The sequence below is a fragment of the Tsukamurella sputi genome (genome assembly GCF_007858445.1).
GTDB classification, from domain to species: Bacteria; Actinomycetota; Actinomycetes; order Mycobacteriales; family Mycobacteriaceae; genus Tsukamurella; species Tsukamurella sputi.
Genome location: NZ_VIGV01000004.1, coordinates 523,923 through 546,988, shown reverse-complemented (window position 1 = coordinate 546,988; position 23,066 = coordinate 523,923). Strand labels below are relative to the sequence as shown.

General features: G+C 71.9%; 20 protein-coding genes. 4 read left to right on the top strand and 16 right to left on the bottom strand.

Annotated features, from left to right (window positions below; translation table 11 throughout):
• Positions 1–53: 53 nt before the first annotated feature.
• Positions 54–1,157 (bottom strand): succinyldiaminopimelate transaminase, encoded by a 1,104-nt coding sequence (dapC, locus tag FK268_RS15615; RefSeq protein ID WP_146435623.1) that lies wholly within the window; start codon positions 1,155–1,157, stop codon positions 54–56.
• 13 nt (positions 1,158–1,170) lie between these two features.
• On the bottom strand, positions 1,171–1,503 hold the full coding sequence (fdxA, locus tag FK268_RS15610; protein ID WP_126194642.1) for a ferredoxin: 333 nt from the start codon (positions 1,501–1,503) through the stop codon (positions 1,171–1,173).
• Positions 1,504–1,611: 108 nt separating this feature from the next.
• On the opposite strand from fdxA, the gene FK268_RS15605 reads away from it, so the two are divergent.
• Positions 1,612–2,829: a NupC/NupG family nucleoside CNT transporter gene (locus FK268_RS15605; protein WP_146435622.1), complete on the top strand. Its 1,218-nt coding sequence runs from the start codon at positions 1,612–1,614 to the stop codon at positions 2,827–2,829.
• Between the two features lie 124 nt (positions 2,830–2,953).
• Here the strand turns inward: FK268_RS15605 and FK268_RS15600 are convergent, their stop codons facing one another.
• From FK268_RS15600 to typA, 7 genes are all read right to left on the bottom strand, one after another.
• Positions 2,954–3,463, bottom strand: coding sequence for a Uma2 family endonuclease (locus FK268_RS15600; protein WP_231707112.1), 510 nt, complete (start codon positions 3,461–3,463; stop codon positions 2,954–2,956).
• Between the two features lie 65 nt (positions 3,464–3,528).
• Positions 3,529–4,296: a hypothetical protein gene (locus tag FK268_RS15595; protein ID WP_146435618.1), complete on the bottom strand. Its 768-nt coding sequence runs from the start codon at positions 4,294–4,296 to the stop codon at positions 3,529–3,531.
• Positions 4,293–6,884 (bottom strand): bifunctional FO biosynthesis protein CofGH, encoded by a 2,592-nt coding sequence (locus FK268_RS15590; RefSeq protein ID WP_146435616.1) that lies wholly within the window; start codon positions 6,882–6,884, stop codon positions 4,293–4,295. Before FK268_RS15590 ends, FK268_RS15595 begins: the two co-directional genes overlap by 4 nt.
• Positions 6,881–7,234 (bottom strand): hypothetical protein, encoded by a 354-nt coding sequence (locus tag FK268_RS15585; RefSeq protein ID WP_146435614.1) that lies wholly within the window; start codon positions 7,232–7,234, stop codon positions 6,881–6,883. Before FK268_RS15585 ends, FK268_RS15590 begins: the two co-directional genes overlap by 4 nt.
• A complete protein-coding gene (gene mshB / locus FK268_RS15580) occupies positions 7,234–8,139 on the bottom strand; it encodes an N-acetyl-1-D-myo-inositol-2-amino-2-deoxy-alpha-D-glucopyranoside deacetylase (RefSeq protein ID WP_146435903.1) in 906 nt (301 codons plus the stop codon). The genes FK268_RS15585 and mshB overlap by 1 nt, the downstream gene beginning before the upstream one ends.
• Positions 8,139–9,995: an ABC transporter family substrate-binding protein gene (locus FK268_RS15575; protein WP_146435613.1), complete on the bottom strand. Its 1,857-nt coding sequence runs from the start codon at positions 9,993–9,995 to the stop codon at positions 8,139–8,141. The genes mshB and FK268_RS15575 overlap by 1 nt, the downstream gene beginning before the upstream one ends.
• A gap of 77 nt (positions 9,996–10,072) precedes the next feature.
• Positions 10,073–11,980, bottom strand: coding sequence for a translational GTPase TypA (typA, locus tag FK268_RS15570; RefSeq protein ID WP_146435611.1), 1,908 nt, complete (start codon positions 11,978–11,980; stop codon positions 10,073–10,075).
• Positions 11,981–12,169: 189 nt separating this feature from the next.
• Here typA and FK268_RS15565 point away from each other — a divergent pair, with 189 nt between their 5' ends.
• A complete protein-coding gene (locus FK268_RS15565; protein ID WP_146435609.1) occupies positions 12,170–12,367 on the top strand; it encodes a hypothetical protein in 198 nt (65 codons plus the stop codon).
• Here FK268_RS15565 and FK268_RS15560 read toward each other — a convergent pair.
• The gene (locus FK268_RS15560; protein WP_158636129.1) at positions 12,364–13,035 is read right to left on the bottom strand and encodes a TetR/AcrR family transcriptional regulator; all 672 of its coding nucleotides are present in this window, start codon (positions 13,033–13,035) and stop codon (positions 12,364–12,366) included. The two genes, FK268_RS15565 and FK268_RS15560, sit on opposite strands and share 4 nt — an antisense overlap.
• Complete coding sequence (gene mgrA, locus FK268_RS15555) at positions 13,032–14,090, bottom strand: L-glyceraldehyde 3-phosphate reductase (protein WP_146435607.1); 1,059 nt, start codon at positions 14,088–14,090, stop codon at positions 13,032–13,034. Before mgrA ends, FK268_RS15560 begins: the two co-directional genes overlap by 4 nt.
• A 49-nt stretch (positions 14,091–14,139) precedes the next feature.
• Here mgrA and FK268_RS15550 point away from each other — a divergent pair, with 49 nt between their 5' ends.
• Positions 14,140–15,132 carry a cation diffusion facilitator family transporter gene (locus FK268_RS15550; RefSeq protein WP_146435605.1) on the top strand — a complete coding sequence of 331 codons (993 nt, stop codon included), beginning with the start codon at positions 14,140–14,142 and terminating at the stop codon, positions 15,130–15,132.
• On the opposite strand, the gene FK268_RS15545 is transcribed toward FK268_RS15550, so the two are convergent.
• Genes FK268_RS15545 through FK268_RS15525 form a run of 5 tightly spaced genes read right to left on the bottom strand, consistent with a single transcriptional unit; the run spans position 15,129 to position 22,162 of the window.
• Positions 15,129–17,081, bottom strand: a complete 1,953-nt coding sequence (locus tag FK268_RS15545; protein ID WP_146435603.1) for a GMC family oxidoreductase — start codon at positions 17,079–17,081, stop codon at positions 15,129–15,131. The genes FK268_RS15550 and FK268_RS15545 overlap by 4 nt on opposite strands.
• 4 nt (positions 17,082–17,085) lie before the next feature.
• The gene (locus tag FK268_RS15540) at positions 17,086–18,114 is read right to left on the bottom strand and encodes an ABC transporter ATP-binding protein (RefSeq protein WP_146435601.1); all 1,029 of its coding nucleotides are present in this window, start codon (positions 18,112–18,114) and stop codon (positions 17,086–17,088) included.
• 34 nt (positions 18,115–18,148) lie between these two features.
• Entirely contained in the window at positions 18,149–19,786 is a 1,638-nt protein-coding gene (locus FK268_RS15535) for an ABC transporter permease (RefSeq protein WP_231707100.1), read from the bottom strand.
• Positions 19,783–20,847, bottom strand: coding sequence for a thiamine ABC transporter substrate-binding protein (locus FK268_RS15530; RefSeq protein ID WP_146435599.1), 1,065 nt, complete (start codon positions 20,845–20,847; stop codon positions 19,783–19,785). The genes FK268_RS15535 and FK268_RS15530 overlap by 4 nt, the downstream gene beginning before the upstream one ends.
• 4 nt (positions 20,848–20,851) lie before the next feature.
• Entirely contained in the window at positions 20,852–22,162 is a 1,311-nt protein-coding gene (locus FK268_RS15525; RefSeq protein WP_146435597.1) for a glycosyltransferase 87 family protein, read from the bottom strand.
• Between the two features lie 57 nt (positions 22,163–22,219).
• Between FK268_RS15525 and FK268_RS15520 the strand changes: the two genes are divergently transcribed.
• Positions 22,220–22,984, top strand: coding sequence for a CPBP family intramembrane glutamic endopeptidase (locus tag FK268_RS15520; protein ID WP_146435595.1), 765 nt, complete (start codon positions 22,220–22,222; stop codon positions 22,982–22,984).
• Positions 22,985–23,066 lie beyond the last annotated feature (82 nt).

Genomic DNA, 23,066 nt, shown 5'->3' with positions numbered 1-23,066 from the left:
GTCCGGCCGATCAGCGACCAGCAGTCAAAGCCCCGCGGGCCCCGCGGCGGCGATCAGCGCGCGAGGCGCTCCGCTGCCGCGGCGATGCGCTCGTCGGTCGCGGTGAGGGCGATCCGCACGTGCTGCGCGCCCTGCGGACCGTAGAACTCGCCGGGCGCAGCGAGGATGCCCCGCGCGGCCAGCCAGTCGACCGTGTCGCGGCAGGGTTCGCCCCGCGTCGACCACAGGTACAGGCCCGCCTCCGAATGATCGACGGTGAAGCCGGCGCCGCGGACGGCCTGCAGCAGCACCGCGCGGCGCGCGGCGTAACGGGCGCGCTGCTCCGCCTCGTGCTCGTCCACGGACAGCGCGTAGGTCATCGCGGCCTGCACGGGGAAGGGCACGATGGCACCGGCGTGCTTGCGCACCGCGGCCAGATCCGCGATCAGCGCCGGATCCCCGGCCAGGAAACCCGCGCGGTACGACGCCAGGTTCGAGGTCTTCGACAGCGAGTGGATGGCGATCAGCCCGGTGGTGTCGCCGTCGCAGACGCGGGGGTCGAGCACCGAGACGGGCTCGGCCTCCCAGGCCAGGCCCAGATAGCATTCGTCGGACGCCACGATCGCGCCGCGCTCGCGCGCCCACTGCACCACCTTGCGCAGGTGATCGATGCCGAGCACCTTGCCCGTGGGGTTCGACGGGGAGTTCACGAAGACCAGCGCGGGCCGCTCCGGGCCGAGCTGGGCGGTACCGTCGGCCCGCACCGGCCGGGCCCCGGCGAGCAGCGCGCCCACCTCGTACGTCGGATACGCGACCTCGGGGATCACGACCACGTCGCCCGCGCCCAGCCCCAGCGTCGACGGCAGCTGCGCGATCGCCTCCTTGGTGCCGATCACGGGCAGGATCGCGCTCTCCGGCAGTGCGACGGTGCCGTACCGCCGGCTCAGGGCCGCCGCGGCGGCCTCCCGCAGCGCGACGGTGCCGATCGTCGCCGGGTAGCCGGGGAACGCGGAGCCCTCGTACAGGGCCCGGCGGATCGGCTCGGCCACCGGGTCGACCGGCGTGCCGACGGACAGGTCGACGATGCCGCCGACGTGGGCCGCCGCCGTCGCCTTCGCATCCGCGAGGGTGTCCCAGGGGAAGTCCGGCAGCCGCGAGGCGAGCGACGGACGCGTCATGCGCTCAGCCCCGTCAGTGCTCGGTGTCGGTGTTCATCGGCGGGAGCGCCTTGATGAAGGGGTGGTCGTAATCGATCTTCCCCTGCTTGGCGGCGCCGCCGGGCGAACCGATCTCGTTGAAGAAATCGATGTTCGCGGTCACGTACTCGGCCCACTCGTCCGGCACGTCGTCCTCGTAGAAGATGGCCTCCACCGGGCAGACGGGCTCGCACGCACCGCAGTCCACGCACTCGTCGGGCTGGATGTACAGCATCCGGTTGCCCTCGTAGATACAGTCGACGGGGCACTCTTCGATACATGCCTTGTCGAGCACATCCACACAGGGCTCTGCGATGGTGTACGTCACCTGTCATCTCCTTCGCACCGACTGCTTCCACCCGACAGTATTCCGCGCCGTTGGAACGTGTCACAAAGAAGTGTCGCCTAACCTGCCGAGCTGTGATTTCATTCACGGGTGCACGTAATCGTCGGTGTCTTCGGGCTGGTCGTCTTCCTCCTCCTCGCGTACCTGCCTACGCGCAACGTCGCCATGCTGAAGAAGAAGGCGCCGTACATCCTCGGGATGCTCGCCATCCAGTTCGTCCTCGGTCTGGTGATGCTGAAGACCCCGGTCGGCAAGACCGTGATCGACTGGCTCTCCAAGGGCTTCAAGAACCTCCTGGGGTACGCCCACGAAGGCACGTCCTTCGTCTTCGGCGGCCTCGTCGACTACAAGACCAACCCCGACGGCGCCGGCCCGTTCTTCATGAACGTGCTGCTGCCGATCATCGTGATCTCCGCGCTCATCGGCATCCTGCAGTTCATCAAGCTGCTGCCGCTGATCATCAAGTACCTCGGCCTCGCGCTGTCGAAGGTCACGGGCATGCCGAAGCTGGAGTCCTTCAACTCGGTGAGCTCCGCCATCATCGGCCAGTCCGAGAACTTCATCGCGATCAAGAAGATCCTGCCGACGCTGCCCCCGAACCGCCTCTACACGCTCTCTGCGTCGGCCATGTCGACGGTGTCCATGTCGATCGTCGGCTCCTACATGGTGATGATCCAGCCCAAGTACGTGGTGGCCGCGATCGTGCTGAACCTGTTCGGCGCCTTCATCGTGGTCTCGCTGCTCAACCCCTACGAGGTCGCACCCGAGGACGACGTCTTCGCCGCGCCCGAGCAGAAGAAGCAGTCCTTCTTCGAGATGCTCGGCGAGTACATCCTCGACGGCGCCAAGGTCGCGCTCACCGTGGCCGCGATGCTGATCGGCTTCGTCGCCCTGCTCGCGCTCGTCAACGGACTCTTCGCGGCGGTCTTCAACGGTACGACCTTCCAGGACGTCCTCGGGCACATCTTCGCGCCCCTGGCCTGGCTCACGGGCGTCCCGTGGAGCGAGTGCGTGCAGGCAGGCCAGATCATGGCCACCAAGCTCGTGAGCAACGAGTTCGTGGCCATGCTCTCGTTCACCCCGCAGAACCCCGGCGGCGCCGTGGTGATGAGCGAGCGGGCCACCGCCATCGTCCAGACCTTCCTGGTCTCGTTCGCCAACTTCAGCTCCATCGGCATCATCGCCGGCGCCGCGAAGTCCCTCGCCCCCGAACAGGGCGATCAGATCGCCAAGTTCGGCCTCAAGCTGCTCTACGGCGCGACCCTGGTCTCGTTCATCTCCGCCACGGTGGTCGGGCTCATCTCGTAGTTCCCCGACGGTGCGCTCGGCGCCCGGGCCGGGCCGGGTGGGAACACTGCCGCTCGCTTAGACCTCGCCCACTCGCCTAGCGGCCTCCGATGCGCTCGACGGCAGTGTTCCCACCCGTCCCTCGTCAGGTCAGTGCGGTCGGGTCGATCGTGAGGTGGAAAGGCGCCGTGACGTCGAATTCACTTGTGCAGATTGGACCTTCGTACGATCCGTCGCGGAGGGTGAGGGCCTCGATACTCGGGCCGGCGTCGAGGTCGACGATCCAGTAGTGCGGGATGCCGGCATCGGCGTACTCACTGCGCTTGGTCACCAGGTCCTGGCGTCGGGTGCCGGGCGAGAGGATCTCGACGACGAGCACCACGTCTGCGGCGACGATGTCCGTCTCGGTGCTCGCCGTCACGATCACGAGATCCGGACGACGCACGGTGGGCGGGAACCCGCTCGCCACGATGACGTCGACATCCGGCACGATCTCGACGCCGTCGGGCACCTGCGGGTGCAGTGCCACACCGAGTCGAAAACCCGCCTTCTGATGCCTCGGCACCGGACTCGGAGACACGATCAGGACCCCCTCCTGAAGCTCCGACCGCCCCGCCGTGTCCTCCCCCAAGGCACGCCAGTCGTCCAGCGACATCAAGTCGACTCTCCGAGCTGCGGTCATGCGCCGAGTCTAGCGCCGCGGACCGACAGGAATCGGGTCTACGACTCCGGCTCGGGGTCCGCCTCGATGCCCGACGGTGCCGTGGTTCCCGCGAACGCCGCCTCCAGGCCGAGGATCTTCGCACCGTCGGACGCACGGGCCTCGACGACGCGCAGCGTCGCGAACTCCCCCACGTAACCGGCGGCAGCGCCGACGACGGGCAGCTTGCCCAGAGTGTCGAACAGGCCGGCGGGACGCGGACGCGATTCGAGCGCCGACCGTGCCGACTTCACGGTGCGGATCACGTCACGCACCGCACCCACGGCCGAGAAGACGCCGCCCCGGAGCTTGTCGCCCGTCTCCCGCACCGGCACGAGGTCCTGGAAGCCGGGCTTCTCGCCCAGGAGCGCGCGGGCGTCGATCTGACGGCGCGCGAGCACCCGCGCGACCAGGTCGATCTGCTCGGGCACCTGATCGACACCGTGCTCCCCCGCCACGCCGACCACGACGAGGGTCTGGTTCGCGAAGCCGAGATAGGTCTGCACGGGCAGCAGACGCGCGACGAACCCGAGCGTGCCCGGCCAGGCCACCGCCACCGTCGACACCGCGCCGACGGGGATGACCCACCACCGCGAGCGGCCGTCGGCGTCGCGTCGCAGGTAGGCGTTGACCACCGGGATCGGGGTGAGGCCGGCCAGCGTCGAGACGAACCGCGCCCCGGCCACCGCCGGGCGGGCCACCGTCACGAAGACGCCGACCGTGCGGGCCAGCTCGAGATCGCTGACGGTGCCGGTCACCGTGCCGCCGCGCGGCTCCAGCGCGTTCACGCGGCACCCCGCTGGGCGTGCGTGGTGGTGCGTTCCCGTGCGGGACGCCCGATTCCGTTCGCGATCGCGTGCAACTCCGCCACCGTCTTCTCCGATCCGTGTGAGGACCCCGCCATCCGCGAGATCGTCTCCTCCATCAGCGTGCCACCCAGGTCGTTGGCGCCGCCCTGCAGCATGGCCTGCGTACCCGCGGTGCCCAGTTTCACCCACGACGTCTGGACGTGGTCGATGCGGCCGTGCAGCATGACCCGCGCCAACGCGTGCACGGCGCGGTTGTCGCGCTTCGTCGGCCCCGGCCGCGCGGCGCCCGCGAGGTACAGCGGGGCGCTCTGGTGCACGAAGGGCAGCGGCACGAACTCGGTGAAGCCGCCCGTGCGGTCCTGGATGTCGCGCAGCACGTTCAGGTGCGTCACCCAGTGCGACGGGTTGTCCACGTGCCCGTACATCATCGTCGAGCTCGAGCGGATGCCCACCTCGTGGGCGGTGGTCACCACGTCGATCCAGGCCGAGGTGGGCAGTTTGCCCTTGGTGAGCACCCACCGCACCTCGTCGTCGAGGATCTCCGCGGCGGTGCCCGGGATGGTGTCGAGTCCGGCCTCGCGGAGCCCGATCAGCCAGTCCCGCACCGACTCGCCCGAGTGGGCGGCGCCGTTGACGATCTCCATCGGGCTGAAGGCGTGCACGTGCATGCCGGGGACGCGCTGCTTCACCGCGCGCACGAGGTCGGCGTAACCGGTGGCCGGCAGGTCGGGGTCGATGCCGCCCTGCATGCACACCTCGGTGGCGCCCACCTGCCAGGCCTCCTCGGCGCGGTCGGCGACCTCCTTCATCGACAACGTGAAGGCGTCGGCGTCGCCCTTGCGCTGCGCGAAGGCGCAGAACCGGCACCCGGTGTAGCAGATGTTGGTGAAGTTGATGTTCCGGTTGACGACGTAGGTCACCACGTCGCCGACGGCGTCCTTGCGGAGCTGATCGGCCAGCGCCACCAGGGCTTCGAGCCCGGCGTCGTCGGCGTACGCGAGCGCCCGGTACTGATCGTCCGACAGGCCGCCCGGGTTCTTCTCCGCCGCCCGCAGGGCCGACAGCACATCGGACTCGACCCGCTCCGGCGCCGACAGCGAGAGCACCTGCTCCCGCACCGATTCCCAGTCGCCGAAGGCGGATCCCAGGTCGGATCGGGTGTCGGTGTTGCGGCCGTCGACGTCGATCGCGGTGTTCAGGTCCACCCGGCCCGACGACGCCCATTCCTCGTCGGGCTCCTGCCAGGGCAGGCCGACGGGCATCGCGTCCGGGTCCGCCAGTCCGGTCTCGGCGTCGGCCAGGGCGGTGACATGCGGCGCGACGCGCGGATCGATCCACGGGTTGCCGGCCCGGACGTACTTGGGCTGCGCCGTGAGCCGCTGGCGCAGTTCGAATCCCGCGTCGGCGGTGATCTGCGCGAGCGCGTCGAGGTCCGGCCAGGGCCGCTCGGGGTTGACGTGGTCCGGGGTCACCGGGGAGACGCCGCCCCAGTCGTCGACGCCGGCCTCCAGCAGCAGCCGGCACTCCTCCGCGGAGACCAGGTTCGGCGGCGCCTGCACCCGCATGGCGGGGCCGAGGACCATCCGGGTCACGGCGATCGCCGCGCGGTAGGTCTGCAGGTCCGCGTCCTCCACCGACCGCATCGCGGTGTCGGGCTTGGCGCGGAAGTTCTGGATGATGACCTCCTGCACGTGGCCGAAGGCCTTGTGCACCTTGCGGATGGCCATGATCGATTCGGCGCGTTCGCGCTCGTCCTCACCGATCCCGATGAGCAGCCCCGTGGTGAACGGCACCGAGAGCCGGCCGGCATCGGTCAGCGTGCGTAGGCGCACCGCCGGGTCCTTGTCGGGTGAGCCGTAGTGCGGCTGCCCCTTCTCGGTGAACAGGCGCTCGGAGGTGGTCTCGAGCATCATGCCCATCGACGGCGCGACGGGCTTGAGCCGCGAGAGCTCCTCCCAGCTCATGACGCCGGGGTTGAGGTGCGGCAGGAGGCCCGTCTCCTCCAGCACGCGGATCGCCATGGCCCGCACGTAGTCGAGAGTGGAGTCGTAGCCGCGCTCGTCGAGCCAGGTGCGCGCCGCCTCCCAGCGGTCCTCCGGCCGGTCACCGAGGGTGAACAGCGCCTCGTGACAGCCCAGCTCGGCGCCCCGCCGCGCGACCTCCAGGATCTCGTCGGGCTCCATGTACGCGCCGTGCCCCTCGGCCGCCAGCTTGCCCGGCACCGTCACGAAGGTGCAGTAGTGGCACTTGTCGCGACACAGCCGCGTGATCGGGATGAAGACCTTCTTGCTGTAGGTGACCTGCGGCGTCCCGTCGACCCCCGTCAGCCCCGCCTCCAACAGGCCCGCGTCGCGCACCCGCGCGGCCGAGCGGCACAGGTCGTCCAGATCGTCGCCGCGGGCCGCGAGCAGCACCTGCGCCTCGTCGACGTTGAGCACCGCGCCGTCCCGCGCCCGGCGCAGCGCGCGGCGCATCGCCGACGCCGTCGGCACGTACGGCTCCGCCGCGCGTTTCGGCACCGTCGGCAGTGGGAGGAGCGCGGGGGTCTGCTCTGAAGCGTCCGTCACTTCTCCGATGATGCCAGGTGTCCCGCCAGGATCGGCATCCCGATTCCACAGAGCAGGAGCACGGGCAGCCGCCAATCGGCGTAGAGGACGATGTCGCCGCCCGGTCCGCCGAGCAGGAAGACCGCGATCACCAGGAGGAACGCGATCACGGGGAGGGCGCCGTGGACGGGCTCGCCGCCCAGCCGGCGGGCCGCGACGGAGATCCAGGCGAGCAGCGCGCCGAACAGAACCGCGGAGAGCGGAAGGGGCACCGCGCCGACGTACAGGTAGAGGTACATGGTGGCGCCGACGGCGCAGACCGCGCCGCCGAGCGCGGCCAGCCCAAGCAGGACCTTGTCCAGGGGCTCCATCACGCCACCCCGGCGAAGAGGTCGCGCTCGAGGCCGTCCGGACCGGGAGCCGCAGCGCCGCGGGCGAGCACGTAGGCCTCCTCGGCGAAGACCGGCTGCGCGATCCGGTTGGTCAACGCGAGGGCGGCGCCGTCCGCGCTCACGCCGAGCTGCGTCGCGTGGGCGCGGAGCGCGGCGCGCTTGCGATCGAGGACCGGTGCGACGTCGATCCGGGAGGTGATCGCCGCATCGTCGTGCGCGGGCAGCTCCTCCGGAGCGGGCACGCGCCAGTCCCCGGGCAGCTCGGCGCCGCGGAGTGCGGCGAGCGTGGATTCCAGGTCGCCGCGGGAGGTCACCGTCCAGTACAGCTTCGCGACCTCCCAGGGCTCCCCCGCGACCTCGGGGTCCGCCGCCGCGTCGACGGCGGCGTGCGTGAGCAGGTGCGCGGCGATGTGGTCGGGGTGACCGTAACCGCCGACCTCGTCGTAGGTGATCACGACCTGGGGCCGGACGTCCCGGATGATGCGGGTGAGCGCCTGCAGGGGCCCACCGTCGGCCTGGGTCCGGGGCGCCGAGGCGAAGGCCCGGGGATGATCGGCCGCGGGGGTGCCCGCCATGCCGGAGTCGCGCCAGCGACCCATGCCGCCCAGGAAACGCGGCCGCAGCACCGGCCCTGCGGGGTCGCTCAGCGCCGCCAGCGCACCCGTGAGCTCGCCGATCCGGTAGCCGCCCAGCTGATCGGCGTTCTCGGCGGTGAGCTGCGCGAAGCGCGGCTCCATCACCTCGCCCTCCTCGCCCAGGGTGCAGGTCACGACGGTGACCTCGGCGCCCTCCGCCAGGTACCGGGCGATGGTGCCGCCGGTGGTGATCGTCTCGTCGTCGGGGTGCGCGTGCACCAGCAGCAGTCGCCGTCCGCTCGGCTGCATCACTTGCGGGCCCATCCCTCGACACCCGTGAAGACGCCGTCGCGGGGCGGACCGTCGAGCGTGACGCCCTGCACGGTCGGGCCGACGGCGGTCAGCGTCACGTCCTGCAGGATCGGCAGCACCGTCGCGCGGGACCACAGCTGCGCATCGATCGCGGCCAGGTCGACGGGGCCACCGCGCAGCCCGTCGAGCGCGAGGCCCTGCAGGCCCGCGTCGCAGAGGCCGGCGAGGTTGCCGCCCACCGTCGTCGCGGCCGGATCGTTCTCGGCGTTCGGCGTCGCGGGCGCCGCGGTCGTCGTGGTGCGCTGGCCGCTCTCCGACGGGGGCGCGGGGCACTCCACCCGCGAGGCGAACCGCTCGACCGGCGTCGGGCCGGTGCTGGACCAGCCGACGACCGCGTCGACGCCACCGTCGAGCAGCGAGGTCCCGGCGACGGCCTGCGGCTCCAACGCGACGACCGACGCGAAGACGCCCATGGCGCGCAGCTGATCGGTCGCGTTGCTGGCCACGGCGAATGCCGGCACGTTGCCCTGCGGCACGCCGATCCGGAGGAACATCGGCACCCCGTCGCGCACGTACTGCTGGACGTTCTCGCCCGGCGACGGCGACGGCGGCACGGGCAGCGCCGACGGGTCGCTGCTGGTGCTCGGCCCGGCCGGATCGGTCGCGGGCGGCGGCGTCGGCGGGACGCTCTGGCTCGGCGGGATGGGCGCGTTCTGCAGCGTGTAGCCGGCGCCCGCGAGCGCCTGCTCGAGCTTGGCCTTCGCCTCCGCGGGGGCGGGGCGGGCCGGCATCGTCGGCACGTAACCGGGGTCCGACGGTGCCAGCACCTGCGCGCGAGCGGGCCGCACCGCGTCGCCGCCGGAGCCGACGGTGGTGAGCAGGTCGACGTTCACCGCGTCGAGGAGGGCACGCCGAACCTCGACGTCCGCGAGGAACTTCGACCGGGTGTTCAGCGTCAGCGACAGCACGCGCGGGTCGACCTGCTCGACGGCGCGGACCTCGTAGATCGAGGTGAGCTGCGCCAGGAGCGACGGCCCGCCGTGGACCGCGACCACCTGGACGTCGCCGGTGCGGACGGAGTTGGCGAGTTGGGTGTCGGTGCCGCCCTTGCGCAGCACGATGCGGTCGACGCGGGCGGGCTTCATCCAGTAGCGGTCGTTGCGCTCGAGGGTCACCTCGTCCCGGGCGACGTCGACCTTCTTGACCAGGTACCCGGCGCCGGAGGCGGGGATCTTCTCCCGCATGGCGCCGTTGAAACCGCCCGGCGAGCCCTTCATGAGGTGGCTCGGGAGCAGGTTCTGGAACAGGCTGCGCCAGCCCGGCAGCGGCGCCTTGAGGGTGACGATCACCCGCTTACCGCCCGCGCCCGACGCGACCGATTCGATCTGCCGGTACGGCGCCGAGCCGACGGTGTCCGGGGCCGTGATCATCGACTGCCACAGGTAGACGAAGTCCTCGGCGGCGATCGGCGCACCGTCGGACCATTGCGCGTCCTGCCGGATCGTGTACGCGATCTGCAGGGGCGCCGGGTGCTCGATCGTCGGGATCAGGTCCGTGTTCTGCACCGGCGCGACCCGCCCGTCCGGGCCCTTCACCTCACGGAAGACGCTCGGCAGCGTCATCGCCGCCAGGGCCCGCGAGGCGGCGGACGAGTTCGACGCGAGGTGCGGATTGAAGCCCGGCCCCAGTCCGTCGATCGCGACCAGCACGGTGGCACCGGTGGTGGCCGGGGCCTGCGGCGGCGCGGAGGTCTCCGATCCCGGGACGGCCGGGGGCGGGTCCGCGACGCACGCGGTGAGAGCGCCCGCGAGCAGCACCGACGCCACCGTCAGTCCCAGGGACCTGTGCCGCACTGCTCGTGCCTCCTATGCTCGCTGCCGATCCTCCGCCCGACGTCTCGCCGCCGGGTCGCGCCACCGCGCCCGAGGGCTCAGCCCGCGGACTGGTCCCGCGACTTGGCGCGCGAACGCTCACGGGCGCGCTCGGTCGCGTTCAGGTGCACCTTACGCACCCGCACGACCTCGGGGGTGACCTCGACGCACTCGTCCGCGGCACAGAACTCCATCGCGGCCTCGAGCTCCAGCTTGATCGGCTTGGCGAGGGTCTCCATGACGTCGGCGGAGGACTGACGCATGTTGGTCAGCTTCTTCTCCTTGGTGACGTTGATGTCGAGGTCCTCGGCGCGCGGGTTGATGCCCACGACCATGCCCTCGTATGTGTCGGCGCCCGGCTCGACGAAGAAGGTGCCGCGATCGGCCAGCTGGATCATCGCGAACGGGGTCACGGTGCCCTGGCGGTCGGAGACCAGCGAGCCGGTGTGGCGGGCGCGGATCTCGCCGGCCCACGGCGCGTACTCGTGGAAGACGGCGTTGGCGATGCCGGTGCCGCGGGTCTCCGTGAGGAAGTCGGTGCGGAAGCCGATGAGGCCGCGCGAGGGCACGACGAACTCCATGCGGACCCAGCCGGTGCCCTGGTTGGCCATGGTCTCCATGCGGCCGCGACGGTTCGCGAGCAGCTGGGTGACCGAGCCGAGGTACTCCTCCGGGACGTCGATCGTCAGGTGCTCGTAGGGCTCGTGCACCTTGCCGTCGATCTTCTGCGTGACCACCTGCGGCTTGCCGACGGTCAGCTCGAAGCCCTCGCGGCGCATCTGCTCGACGAGGATGGCCAGCGCCAGCTCACCGCGGCCCTGCACCTCCCACTGGTCGGGCTTGCCGATGTCGAGCACCTTGAGCGAGACGTTGCCGATGAGTTCGGAGTCGAGGCGCGACTTGACCATGCGGGCGGTCAGCTTGTGGCCCGAGACCTTGCCGACGAGCGGGCTCGTGTTGGTGCCGATGGTGACCGAGATGGCCGGCTGGTCGACGGTGATCCGGGGCAGCGCGACGGGATTCTCGAGATCGGCCAGGGTGTCGCCGATCATGATCTCGGGGAAGCCCGCGACGGCCACGATGTCGCCCGCGACGGCCTCCTCGGCCGGCTTGCGCTCGACGCCCTCGGTGGCCAGCAGCTCGGTGACCTTGGCGTTGGTGACGACCGGCTCGCCGTCGACCTCGCGCATCCAGGCCACGGTCTGGCCCTTGCGCAGGGTGCCGTTGTGGATGCGGACCAGCGCGAGGCGGCCGAGGAAGGCCGACGCGTCGAGGTTGGTCACGTGGGCCTGCAGCGGCGCCGCGGGATCGCCCTTGGGCGCGGGGATGTGGTCGTGCAGGATCTGGAACAGCTCGTCGAGGTTCTCGGCGTCCGGGACCGCGCCGTTCGCGGGCGCGGTGGTCGACGCCTTGCCCTCGCGACCCGAGGCGTAGATGACCGGCAGGCCCAGCGCGAGCTCGGCGGCCTCCGCGGCCTCGTCGGACAGGTCCGAAGCGAGGTCCAGCAGCAGGTCCTGGGCCTCGGTGACGACCTCCTCGATGCGGGCGTCGGGGCGGTCGGTCTTGTTCACCACGAGGATCACGGGCAGCGACGCGGCGAGCGCCTTGCGCAGCACGAAGCGGGTCTGCGGCAGCGGGCCCTCGGACGCGTCGACGAGCAGGACGACACCGTCGACCATGGACAGGCCGCGCTCGACCTCGCCGCCGAAGTCGGCGTGGCCGGGGGTGTCGATCACGTTGATGACGGTGGTGGTGCCGTCGGCGTTCACACGGTGCACGGCCGTGTTCTTCGCCAGGATGGTGATGCCCTTCTCCTTCTCCAGGTCACCGGAGTCCATCACGCGGTCCACCAGCTCGGCGCGCTCGCCGAACGCGCCGGACTGCCGCAGCATGGCGTCGACCAGGGTGGTCTTCCCGTGGTCGACGTGCGCGACGATGGCGACGTTGCGGAAGCTGGGCTGGGTCACGAATGTTCTCCTGTGCTGGGCGTCCGCGCGCGCATGGGCTCGTCGAACGGCTCACGCGGACACGGAGAAGGGGGCGTGATTACACGCCTGGTCGCCTCCAGGCTACGGGGAAAACCGGTTCCGCCCCGAATCGGACGTCCTCGGTGTGACGATTGACAATCCATCATTAGGTTGCGCTAACCTATGGTGGTGAGTAAGACCAAGGCGCACAAGCTCGTGGGCAGCAAGCCCAAGAAGAAGTGCTGCCGCAAGAAGACGCGGTGCATGAAATGCCCCGTCGTGATCCACAAGCTCAACCGTCTGGCCGCGCACGGCGCCACGAAGAAGGAACTCGAGAAGTCCCTGAAGACGGTGCGCGCCAACCCGGAACGCACCCGGGTCGCCTAGCTGATCCTGTCCGACGGTGCCGCCACCAACAGGTCGGTCAGCACGGAGGTGAGCACGCGCACCAGCTCCGCCGGATCGGACCGGTCGTGGGCGCTCTGCCACCAGGCCATGAGGAACTCGTTGACCGACGGGATGAACGCCGCGTACACCCACGGCGAGACGGCCCGCGCGCCCGCCTCCTCGGCGGCGGCGCGCACGAGCGCCGCCCAGCCCGCGCGGTTGTCCATCCGGTACCGCTCCAACTCGGCGCTCACGCCCACCACCTCGACGAAGGCGACACGCAGCCCCCGCGGATCCGCCAGCACCGAGTCGACGTACGCGGTCAGCCCCGTCGCGACGAGGTCCCGCACCGCATCCGGCCCCGCCCCCGTCACGCCGACGGCGAGCGCGCCTGCGACCGCCGCCCGTCCTCGCTCCTGCACCCCGGCGTAGAGGTGGCGCAAGAGCGCCTCACGGTCCGAGAACTGCTCGTAGAAGTGCCGCCGCGAGACCTTCGCGCGCTCGCAGACCGCGGCCACCGTCGTCTGCTGGTAGCCGACGGTGGCGAACAGGTCCAGCCCGGCCTCTTCGAGCCGGGCGAGGCGCTCGGCCTGCCGGGTCCGTGCGTCGGCGCCCGCGTACACCCGCCCGACGGTCCGCTGCCCCGCGTCGGCGCGCGCGCCGGTCACGACGTCGAAGCGGTGGCGCCCCACCAGATGTTCAGGTCCCCGTCGACGGCGAACTCGTCGATCGCGGCCAGTTCGTCCGCGCTGAAGTCGAGGCCGGCGACGGCGCCCAGACTGTCCTCGAGCTGCGCGACGCTGGACGCCCCGATCAGCGCGGAGGTCACCGCGGGGTTGCGCAGTACCCAGGCGATCGCCATCTGCGCGAGCGTCTGTCCGCGGTCGGCGGCGATGCCGGCCAGGCCCCGGACCCGGGCCAGGTTCTCCTCGGACAGCATGCGGCCGGACAGGCTCTTGCCCGCGGCGGCGCGCGAGTCCTCCGGCACGCCGCCCAGGTAGCGGTCGGTGAGGAGCCCTTGCGCCAGCGGGGAGAAGGCGATCACGCCCATGCCCTCGGCTGCGGTCGTCTCCAGCAGGGAGGCCCCGTCCTCGTCGCCCTCGACCCAGCGGTTGAGCATCGAGTAGGAGGGCTGGTGGATGAGCAGCGGCGTGCCCAGGTCGCGCATGATCTCCTGGGCTCGGGCGGTGAGCGCCGCACTGTACGAGGAGATCCCCACGTGCAGCGCCTTGCCCGAGGTCACGGCGTTGTGCAGCGCGCCCATGGTCTCCTCGAGCGGCGTCTCGGGATCGGGCCGGTGGCTGTAGAAGATGTCCACGTGGTCGAGCCCCATGCGGCGCAGCGACTGGTCGAGCGACGACAGCAGGTACTTGCGGGAGCCGCCGAAGCCGTAGGGACCGGGCCACATGTCCCAGCCGGCCTTGGACGAGATGATCAGCTCGTCGCGATACGGACGGAAGTCCTCCGCCAGGAGTGTGCCGAAGTTGCGCTCGGCGCTGCCGGGCGGCGGGCCGTAGTTGTTGGCGAGGTCGAAGTGGGTCACGCCCAGGTCGAAGGCACGACGCAGGATGTCGCGCTGGGTCTGCAGCGGTTTGTCGTCGCCGAAGTTGTGCCACAGGCCGAGCGAGACCACGGGGAGCTTGAGTCCCGACTCCCCCACCCGGCGGTACGGAACCCCGTCGTACCGGCGGTCGCTCGCGACGTACGGATCGAATGCACCCATACCCCCATCATGCCCGGCGCGGGCCGCCGCCGGGCCTACGATCGGCAGCATGGGCGACAAGGCGGCGGACGGTACCCGGGACGAGAGCCTGGTGACGGTGCTCATCGCCTTCGGCGCGAACATCCTGATCGCGGTGGCGAAATCGGTCGCGGCGGCGGTCACGGGGTCGGCGGCGATGGTGGCGGAGGCCGCGCACTCGTGGGCCGACACCGGCAACGAGGTCTTCCTGCTCGTCGGCGCGAAGCGGGCGGGCAAGCCGGCCGATGCGAGCCATCCGTTCGGCTACGGCCGATCCGGCTACGTGTGGTCGATGTTCGCGGCCTTCGGCCTGTTCAGCGTCGGCGCGGCGGTGTCGGTGTGGCATGGCATCTCGGCACTCGGAGCACCCGAGGAGGCGGCCGACTACGGCTGGGGCTACGCGGTTTTGGCGATCTCCTTCGTGCTGGAGGGCACGTCCTTCCTCCAGGCGCTGCGGCAGACCCGGGCCGGCGCGCAGGAGCGCATGCTGCACCCCCTGCGCTACGTGCGGATCACGTCGAACCCGGTGCTGCGTTCGGTCTTCGCCGAGGATCTCAGCGCACTGATCGGCATCGTCATCGCCGCGACCGCGATGGCGCTGCACCAGATCACCGGGAATCCGGCCTGGGACGCCATCGGGTCGATCGCGGTGGGGGTCCTGCTCGGCTTCGTGGCGGTCTTCCTGATCCGCCGGAACATGGACTTCCTCACCGGCGAGGAGGCGACGCCGCTCGCCCGCAACCGGATGCTCGAGGCGCTGCTCGCGCATCCCGACGTCAAGCAGGTGAGCTTCCTGCACATGGAGTGGGTCGGCGCCGACCGTCTCTTCCTCGTCGCCGCCGTCGATCTGGAGGGCGACCTGCCGGAGTCGCAGGTCGCGGCCCGGCTCGCAGCGATCGCCGACGACATGGACCGCATCCCCCGGATCCAGCGCGCCGTCTTCACCCTCACCCGTCCGGGCGACGGGACCCGCCTGACCACCGAACCGCTCCCGGACTGGTACCTCGACGGCGAGCGCCGCTAGGAGATCCGCGCCGCGAGCCGCGAGGCGTTCATGTGCGCGATCGCCTCGATGGAGATCATCGGGTTCACGCCGCTGGGCGTGGGGAAGCACGAGGCGTCGGCCACGACGATGTTCGGGACCTCCCAGGTGGCGCCGTCCGGGTCGGTGGCCGAGGTCTCGCGGCTTCCGCCCATCGCGGCGGAGCCCATGATGTGCAGCGCGATCATCATGCACCGGGCGGGCGCGTAGCCCTCGCGTTGCGCGGCGGCGGCGAAACCGTCGAGGCTTCCGGGCAGGTCGGCGGCGACCCGGTTCTGGTGCGAGCTGCGCACCGAGCGCGCCCCGGCCGCGGCCAGGATCTCGGCCGCCCCCACCACGCCGCGCTGCATGTGCGCCGCGTCGTGGTCGCCCAGGCGGTACCGCACCACGGGCTCGCCGTCGCGCCCGACGGTGACCCGGCCGCAGCCGGTGTCGCGGACGATGACGCCGACCTGCACGGTGTGCCGCAGGGCGCGCATGTCCGCGGCGTGCTGCTCCGCGGAGTGCCAGGGCTGGAACAGCGTGATCGCGCCGGGACTGGCCGGTCCGGTTTCGTAGATGACGCCGTAGCCGTCGCCGTCGAGGTCGGCGTGCTCGGTGGAGTAGCGGGTCTGCAGGCCGCCCTCCCAGGGCCGGACGTCCTCGTCGAAGACGCCGGCGACGGCGGTCACGGGATGCAGCCGCAGGTTCTCGCCGATCCGCTTGTTCCGCAGGCCCGACCGCCGCAGCAGCGGAGGGGTCTGCAACGATCCGGCGGCCACCACGACGGCCTCGGCGGCGACGGTAACGGGCGCACCGTCGGGCCCGACGGCCTCGACGCCGGTCGCGCGGCCCCGCTCCACGACGACCCGTCGCACCTCGACCCCGACGGCGATGCGCGCGCCGTCGGCGGCGGCGTCCTGCAGCCAGGTCTTGGCGGTGGACTGCTTGGCGCCGATCCGGCAGCCGTACCCGCAGCGCCCGCACTCGACGCCCTGATCGCAGCCGAGCACGTTGCGGGGCATCGCCGCGCAGTGCCAGCCGAGCGCGGTGAGACCGCGCTCGAGGATCGCGTCGCGCGAGGAGGCGGCGCCGTGGTCGGTGTTGACGCGGAGCCGGCGCTGCACGGCCTCCAGGGAGCGGGTGAACTCGTCGCCGGCGAACTGGCGGGCGCCGTGCGCGGCCCACTCCGCGCGGACGTGGTCGGGCGTCGCGAACGAGGTGGACCAGTTGACCACGGTGCCGCCGCCCAGCGTGCCGCCGGCCATGAACGACGAGAACTGGCCCTCGGCGGAGATCGCGGGGGCGCCGGCGTAGAGCGTCGTGAGGGACTCCAGCTCGCCCGCGCCGAAGTCGCGGTCGTCGTGGTAGCCGCCGCGCTCGAGGACGAGCACGTCGAGCCCCGCGGCCGCGAGCACCGCGGCGGCCGTGCCGCCTCCGGCGCCGGAGCCGACCACCACGACGTCGGCCGTGAGCCTCGCCCCGCCTGCGGGCAGTGCCAGCGGCCGCAACGGCCGCTCGGGCGCGTCGGGCAGCGGCCCGGGCGCCTCGGGGTAGCCGATCGCGGCGCGGGCGGCGGTCGCGTCGGGTGCGATGTAGTAGGCGCCGATCAGCAGCGAGCGCAGCCCCTGGAAGATCGCGCGCACCGGCGCGAGGGCGTGCGCGCCCCAGCCGAGCAGCGCCTCCTCGCGGCGCTCCTGCGGCAGCGCGGAGAAGCGCCGTGGCCCGATCCGGTTGATCAGCCCGAAGCCGCGGGTGTCCCAGACGTCGAGGAAGAGCTGCAACTCCCTGAGCTCGCGCGGCAGCATCTTGTGCCGCGCGGTCCGCGAGACGGAGGCGAGGAAGTCGATCTCGCCGGCGCCGGGCACCCCGTCCCAGCCGGGGACGAGGGTGTCGGCGATGGAGACGAGCGCACGGGCCTGGCGCGGGGTGAAGACATCGACGGAGCTCACGGGATCATCCGATCACGGCGACGCGGCGCGGGTTGAGCGCGACGCGCACGATCTCGCCGTCGGCCGGCGGCGTGTCCCCGAGGGCGTCCACGAGGAGCTCGCCGTCGTCGGTGTCGACGGCGGCGGTGATCCGCACCCCGTCGGCCGTGGGGACCGAGCCGGTGACGCGGGCCGGCACCCCGTGCGCCTGGATCACGACGGATCCGGGGCGCAGCCCCAGCTGGAAGCGGCCGTCGGGGCAGTCGACGAGAACCTGGCCGAGCGCGGAGGTCGCCTGCAGGCCCTTGACCTGGGCGTCGAGCAGCACGGAGTAGCCGAGGAAGCGCGCGACGTCGGGCGTGCGCGGGCGCCGCCACAGGCGCGCGGGCCGGTCCACCTGGGCCAGCTCTCCGGCGTCCAGCACGGCGACGGTGTCGGCGAGCTCGACCGCCTCGTCGTGGTCGTGGGTCACGATGAGCGCGGGCGTGGCGGTCTCGCGCAGGATGCGCCGCAGGTCGCCGACAAGGCGATCGCGGAGCTGGCGGTCCAGGGCCGAGAGCGGCTCGTCGAGCAGCAGGAGCCGCGGCTTGGGCGCGAGGGCGCGGGCGAGGGCGACGCGCTGCTGCTGGCCGCCGGACAGTTCGCCGACGGGCCGCGCGGCCATCCCCGGCAGCCCCACCAGCTCGAGCAGCTCCTCGACCCGGGCGTTCGCCTCGGCCCGCGGCCAGTGGTGGCGTTGCAGTCCGTACCGGATGTTCCCCGCGACGTCGCGGTGGCCGAAGAGCTGGCCGTCCTGGAAGACCATGCCGAAGCCGCGGCGGTGCGTGGGGACGTGCGCGAGGTCCTCGCCGTCCCACAGGATCCGTCCCCCGGCGAGCGGTTCGAGGCCCGCGACGGCGCGCAGGAGAGTCGACTTGCCGCAGCCCGACGGGCCCAGCATCGCGGTCACGGCGTCGGCGCGGTCCGTCCCGTCCGCCTGACCGACGGTGAGCGAGACGTCCCGCACGGCCGTCCGGTCGCCGTAGCGCACCGAGACCCGGTCGATGGTCAGCACCGCGACTCCCCTCCCCCGACGTGACGTTCTCGCATCAGAACTCGGCCCTCCCGATGTCGTCGCGGCGCAGCGCCTCCACGGCGCCGATCACCAGCACCGTCGCGACGATGAGCAGCACCGAGCACGACGCCGCCAATGCCGCACTGTCCCAGCCCGGGCGCCCCGCGATCCGGCCGATCAGGACCGGCAACGTCATCTGCTCGGGGCGCACCAGAAAACTCGCCGCACCGAACTCTCCCAGCGTAACGACGTACGCGAAGCCCGCGGCCACGGCCACCGACCGGCTGATCACCGGCAGGTCGACAGAGGTGAAGACGCGGATCGGCGACGCCCCGAGGACGGCGGCGGCCTGCCGTTGCCGCGGGTCGACGGCGCCGAGCGCGGGCACCAGCACCCGCACCACGAGCGGCAGCGCGACGAGGGCCTGCACGAAGGGCAGCACGACCGCGGATTCGCGGACGGCGGGCAGGGACTGCAGCGCGAGCAGGTAGCCGAAGCCGAGAGTCACCGCGCTGACCCCGAGGGGCAGCATCACGACGGCATCGGCGAACCGGCTGAGCAGGCCGCGCGAGCGGGCGATCGCGACCGCGGCCAGCCCGCCCACCAGCAGGGCGATGCCACCCGCCTGCGCTGCGGTGACCAGCGACATGACGAGTGCCTTCGCCGGGACCACGCCGCCGAAGTCGGTGGTGAGCCGGCGGTACGCGTCGAGGCTCAGCGCCCCCGACGCGTCGGGATGCAGCGACCGCAGCACCAGCGCGGCCAGCGGGAAGAGCAGCAGCACCACCGTCACGGGCACGCCCGCGAGCACCGCGATCCGGGTCCACCCGGCGGGGGGCGGGGGCTGCGGCCGCGCGGCGGAGGAGGGCCGCGAGACCCGGACGCGCAGCGCCCCGCTCAGCGCGACGGACGCCACGACGATGAGGATCTGCACCAGCGCCAGCAGCGCCGCGGTGCGCAGGTCGAAGGCGCCGACGACCTCCTGGTAGACGGCGGTCTCGAGCGTCCGCAGCCGCGTGCCGCCGACCACGAGCACGATGCCGAAGCTGGTCGCGCAGAACAGGAAGACCACGGACGCCGCGGACGCGATCGCGGGCAGCAGCGCCGGCGCCGTCGTGGTCAGGAAGGCGCGCGCGGGTCCGGCACCGAGCGTGCGGGCCGCCTGCTCGGCGCGCGGGTCCACGGCCGACCACACCCCGCCGACGATCCGCGCGACGACGGAGACGTTGAAGTAGGCGTGGGCCAGGAGCACGGCCCACACCGTCTCCGACAGACCGAGGAAGCCGAGGCTCCCGCCCGGCGCGAAGAGGGTCCGGAAGGCGACGCCGACCACGACGGTGGGGAGTACGAAGGGCACCGTCGCCACCACCCGGACGAGCCACTGCCCGCGGAACCGCACCCGCGCGGTGAGCCACGCGAGCGGGAGGCCGAGGACCACGGTGAGCAGCGTCGACGCCGCCGCCTGCCAGAGCGTGAACCAGACCAGGCCGAGCCCTCCGGCGCCCGTGAAGCCCTCCCACAACCCGACACCGTCGGAGGAGAGCCCCCGCACGACGATCGCGGCGACGGGCCACAGGAAGAAGACCGCGACGAACAGCAGCGGAGCGGCCAGCAGCAGGAGCCGCCCGCGCGAGGATGGCGGCACGGCGCCCCGCAACGACAGAGGGGTCACCGCCCCATCAGCTGGCGCCACGTGCGCACCCAGCCGTCGCGCTCGTCGGCGAGGCGGTCGGCGGGCAGGGTGGCGGCCTTCGGCGGGACGGGCGCGTACCTCGCCCAGGCCTCGGGCAGGGCGACGCCGCGGGTGACCGGGTAGACGTACATCTCGTCGGGGATCGTGGCCTGCACCGCGGGGGTCAGCAGGAAGTCGATGAGCTTGCGGGCGCCGTCGGGGTTCTTGGTGCCGCGCAGCACGCCCGCGTACTCGACCTGGCGGAAGCAGGTGTCGAGCAGCGCCTTGGTCGGGGGCGCGGAGCCGTCCTTGCCCACCTCCGCGGCGGGCGAGCTCGCGTAGGAGACGACGATCGGCTTCGGCCCCTTGCCCGACGAGCCGGAGAAGTCGGTGGAGTACGCCGTCGACCAGTTCGGGGTCACGGCGACGTCGTTGGCGCGCAGCGAGCGCCAGTAGTCCTGCCAGCCCTCGCCAAGGGTCGCGATGGTGCCGGCGAGGAAGGCCATGCCCGGCGAGGCCGTCTCGGGGTTCTGCACCACGGTCAGGCCGCGGTACTCGGGCTTCGCCAGGTCCTGGTAGGTGGCGGGCTCGGGCAGGTTCTTGTCGCGGAAGTAGCGGGTGTCGATGTTCACGCAGACGTCGCCAAAGTCGACCGCGGTGAGCTGCTTCATGCCGGCGATCGCGTAGTCCTGCGCGCCGTTCGCGGCGGCGGGCGAGACGTACTCGTCGAAGACACCGGCCCGGACGGGCCGTGCCGCATAGGTGTTGTCCACGCCGAAGGCGACGTCGCCGGGCGGGTTGCCCGGGGTCAGCGACAGCTTGGTGGCGAGCTCGCCGCCGTCGCCGAGCTCGACGGTCTTGATCGCCAGGCCCGTCTGCTTGGTGAAGTCGGCGAGCACTGCTGCGGGCAGGTGGAAGCTCGAGTGGGTCACCAGGGTCACGGTGCCGGTGGCCGACGGTGCGCCGCTCTCCGTCGACGGTGCCGTGCTCGTCGCGCACGCGCTGGTCGCGAAGGTCGCCGCCGTCAGGATCGCAAGGCCGAACCGGCCGAGGTTGGTCATCCGCTCAGACTAGTGCGTCCAGCCGTCGCCGCTGCGCGAGGATCAGCGCGACCAGAACGGCCGCCGCGAGCACGCCGGGCGCCATGAGCAGAGCCCAGAAGACGCCGTCCTCGATCCCGATCGCGGCGAGTCCCTTGCGCAGGAAGTGCACCCCGATGTAGCCGAAGACGGCGACGACCAGCGCCGCTGCGGTGGACCAGGGCGTGTACGCGGCGCCGGGGCTGCAGTAGTCAGCGCCGCCGCCGCGCCCGAGCGGGCCGTGCACCACCCAGATCAGCAGCGGCACGATCCACACGAAGTGATGGATCCAGGAGATGGGCGAGGCCAGCAGGCCCAGGAACTGCACCAGGACGAGGGCGATGAGGGCGTCGCCGCGGCGCACGACCCACCAGGCCGCGAACAGGAGCACGGCGGCCACCGCGACCGCGATGATCCACGCCGGGCCGGTGCCCACGTCGTGCCCGGCGAACCGCGAGACGGCGCCGCGCAGCGCCTGGTTGTCGGGCTTGGCGGGATCACCGATGGGCCCGGTGTCGCCGAGCAGCACCGTGAAGTAGCGGCGCGTCTCCGACGGCAGGATGAGATAGCTCACGCCGACGGTGGCGGCGAAGGTCACGGCGGAGAAGACGGCGGCCCACACCCGACCGCGGGCGAGCAGGAACAGCCCGCCCACCGCGGGGGTCAGCTTGATCCCGGCGGCGATGCCGATGAGGAACCCGGAGGCACCGTCGACCTTCTCGGGCTTCAGAGCGAGGGACGGTGACGGGGCGGCGCGAGCGACGAGGTAGGCGGCCCAGACACCGAAGGTCATGAGGACCACGTTGATCTGCCCGTAGTCGAGGTTGGTGCGCACGGGGTCGATCCACAACGCGGCGGCCGTCCAGATCAGGGGGAGCTCGCGCGGCACGTCGGCCAGGCGCGACGGTGCGCCGCGCCCCGCGGCCAGGATCGCCAGGCACATGCGGATGACCAGGAAAAACAGGCCTGCGGTGAGCGCCACCCAGCCGACGGCCACCACCGGGAAGGGCAGGAACTTCAGCGGGTAGAAGAACAGCGCCGCGAAGGGCGGGTACGTGAAGGGCAGTGGCTGCTGGGGCGTGTAGTCGCGGAGGGCGAAGTCGTAGAGCCCGCCGTCCGCGGTCACCCGCTGCGCCGCCTCGTAGTAGACCCGCAGGTCGACGAAGTTGAAGTTGTGCTGACCGGCGAGGATCCACACGATCCGGGCGCCGATGGCCACGAGGAAGAGGGGAAGCGCGGCGCGCCGGAGGCCGCTCGCGAGACCGCCGTCGGGCGACGTACTGCGGTCCTGGGTCACGGGTGGACACCTTAGCGATGGTCACACTCATTGCGCGAACCGCCGCGTGTCTGGACCATGGAGCGGGTGACCACAGCCCAGACGACCGCCCCCGATCACTCCGCCCTGCGCTCGGCGGTGTCCGGGGCGCGCGCGATCGTCGACGTGGGCGTGGTGGTCGCGGTCCTCGTGGCGACGAACCTGATCGCGCACTTCACCAGCAGCTGGGCGGCTCTGCTCGCCGTCCCGGTGTCCGCGGTCCTGCTGATCGGCATCGCCCGGCACCGCGGCCTGGACTGGCACGAGCTGGGCCTGGGCCGCGCGCACTGGCGCTCGGGGGCGAAGTACGCGGCCGCCGCGGTGTTCGTGGTGGCGACGGTGATCGTGGTCGGCGCCCTGCTCCCGGTCACCCGCGGCCTGTTCCTCAACGACCGCTACGCCACCTTCTCGACCGCGATCATCGCATCGATGGTGATCATCCCGCTGCAGACGGTGATCCCCGAGGAGCTGGCCTTCCGCGGAGCACTGCACGGCACGCTGTCGCGGGCGATGCACTTCCGCTGGGTCGTGGTCACCGGCTCCCTCCTCTTCGGCTTCTGGCACATCGCCTCGTCGCTGGGGCTGACCAGCGGCAACGCCGGTCTGACGAAGATCCTCGGCGCGGGACCGCTGGCGCAGTTCCTCGGCATCGCCGGCGCGGTGATCGCGACCGCCTTCGCCGGCTGGGTGTTCACCTGGCTCCGCTCCCGTAGCGGCTCCCTCATCGCCCCCATCGCCCTGCACTGGTGCCTCAACGGCGCCGGCGCGCTGGCCGCCGCCTTCGCCTGGCAGCTCCTGCGCTGACCGCGCCGCTCGCTCGCTTCGCTCGTGGCGCTCCCTAGCTGTACTGGCCAGGGAGGGAACACCGGCCCTGATGAAGCCGTCC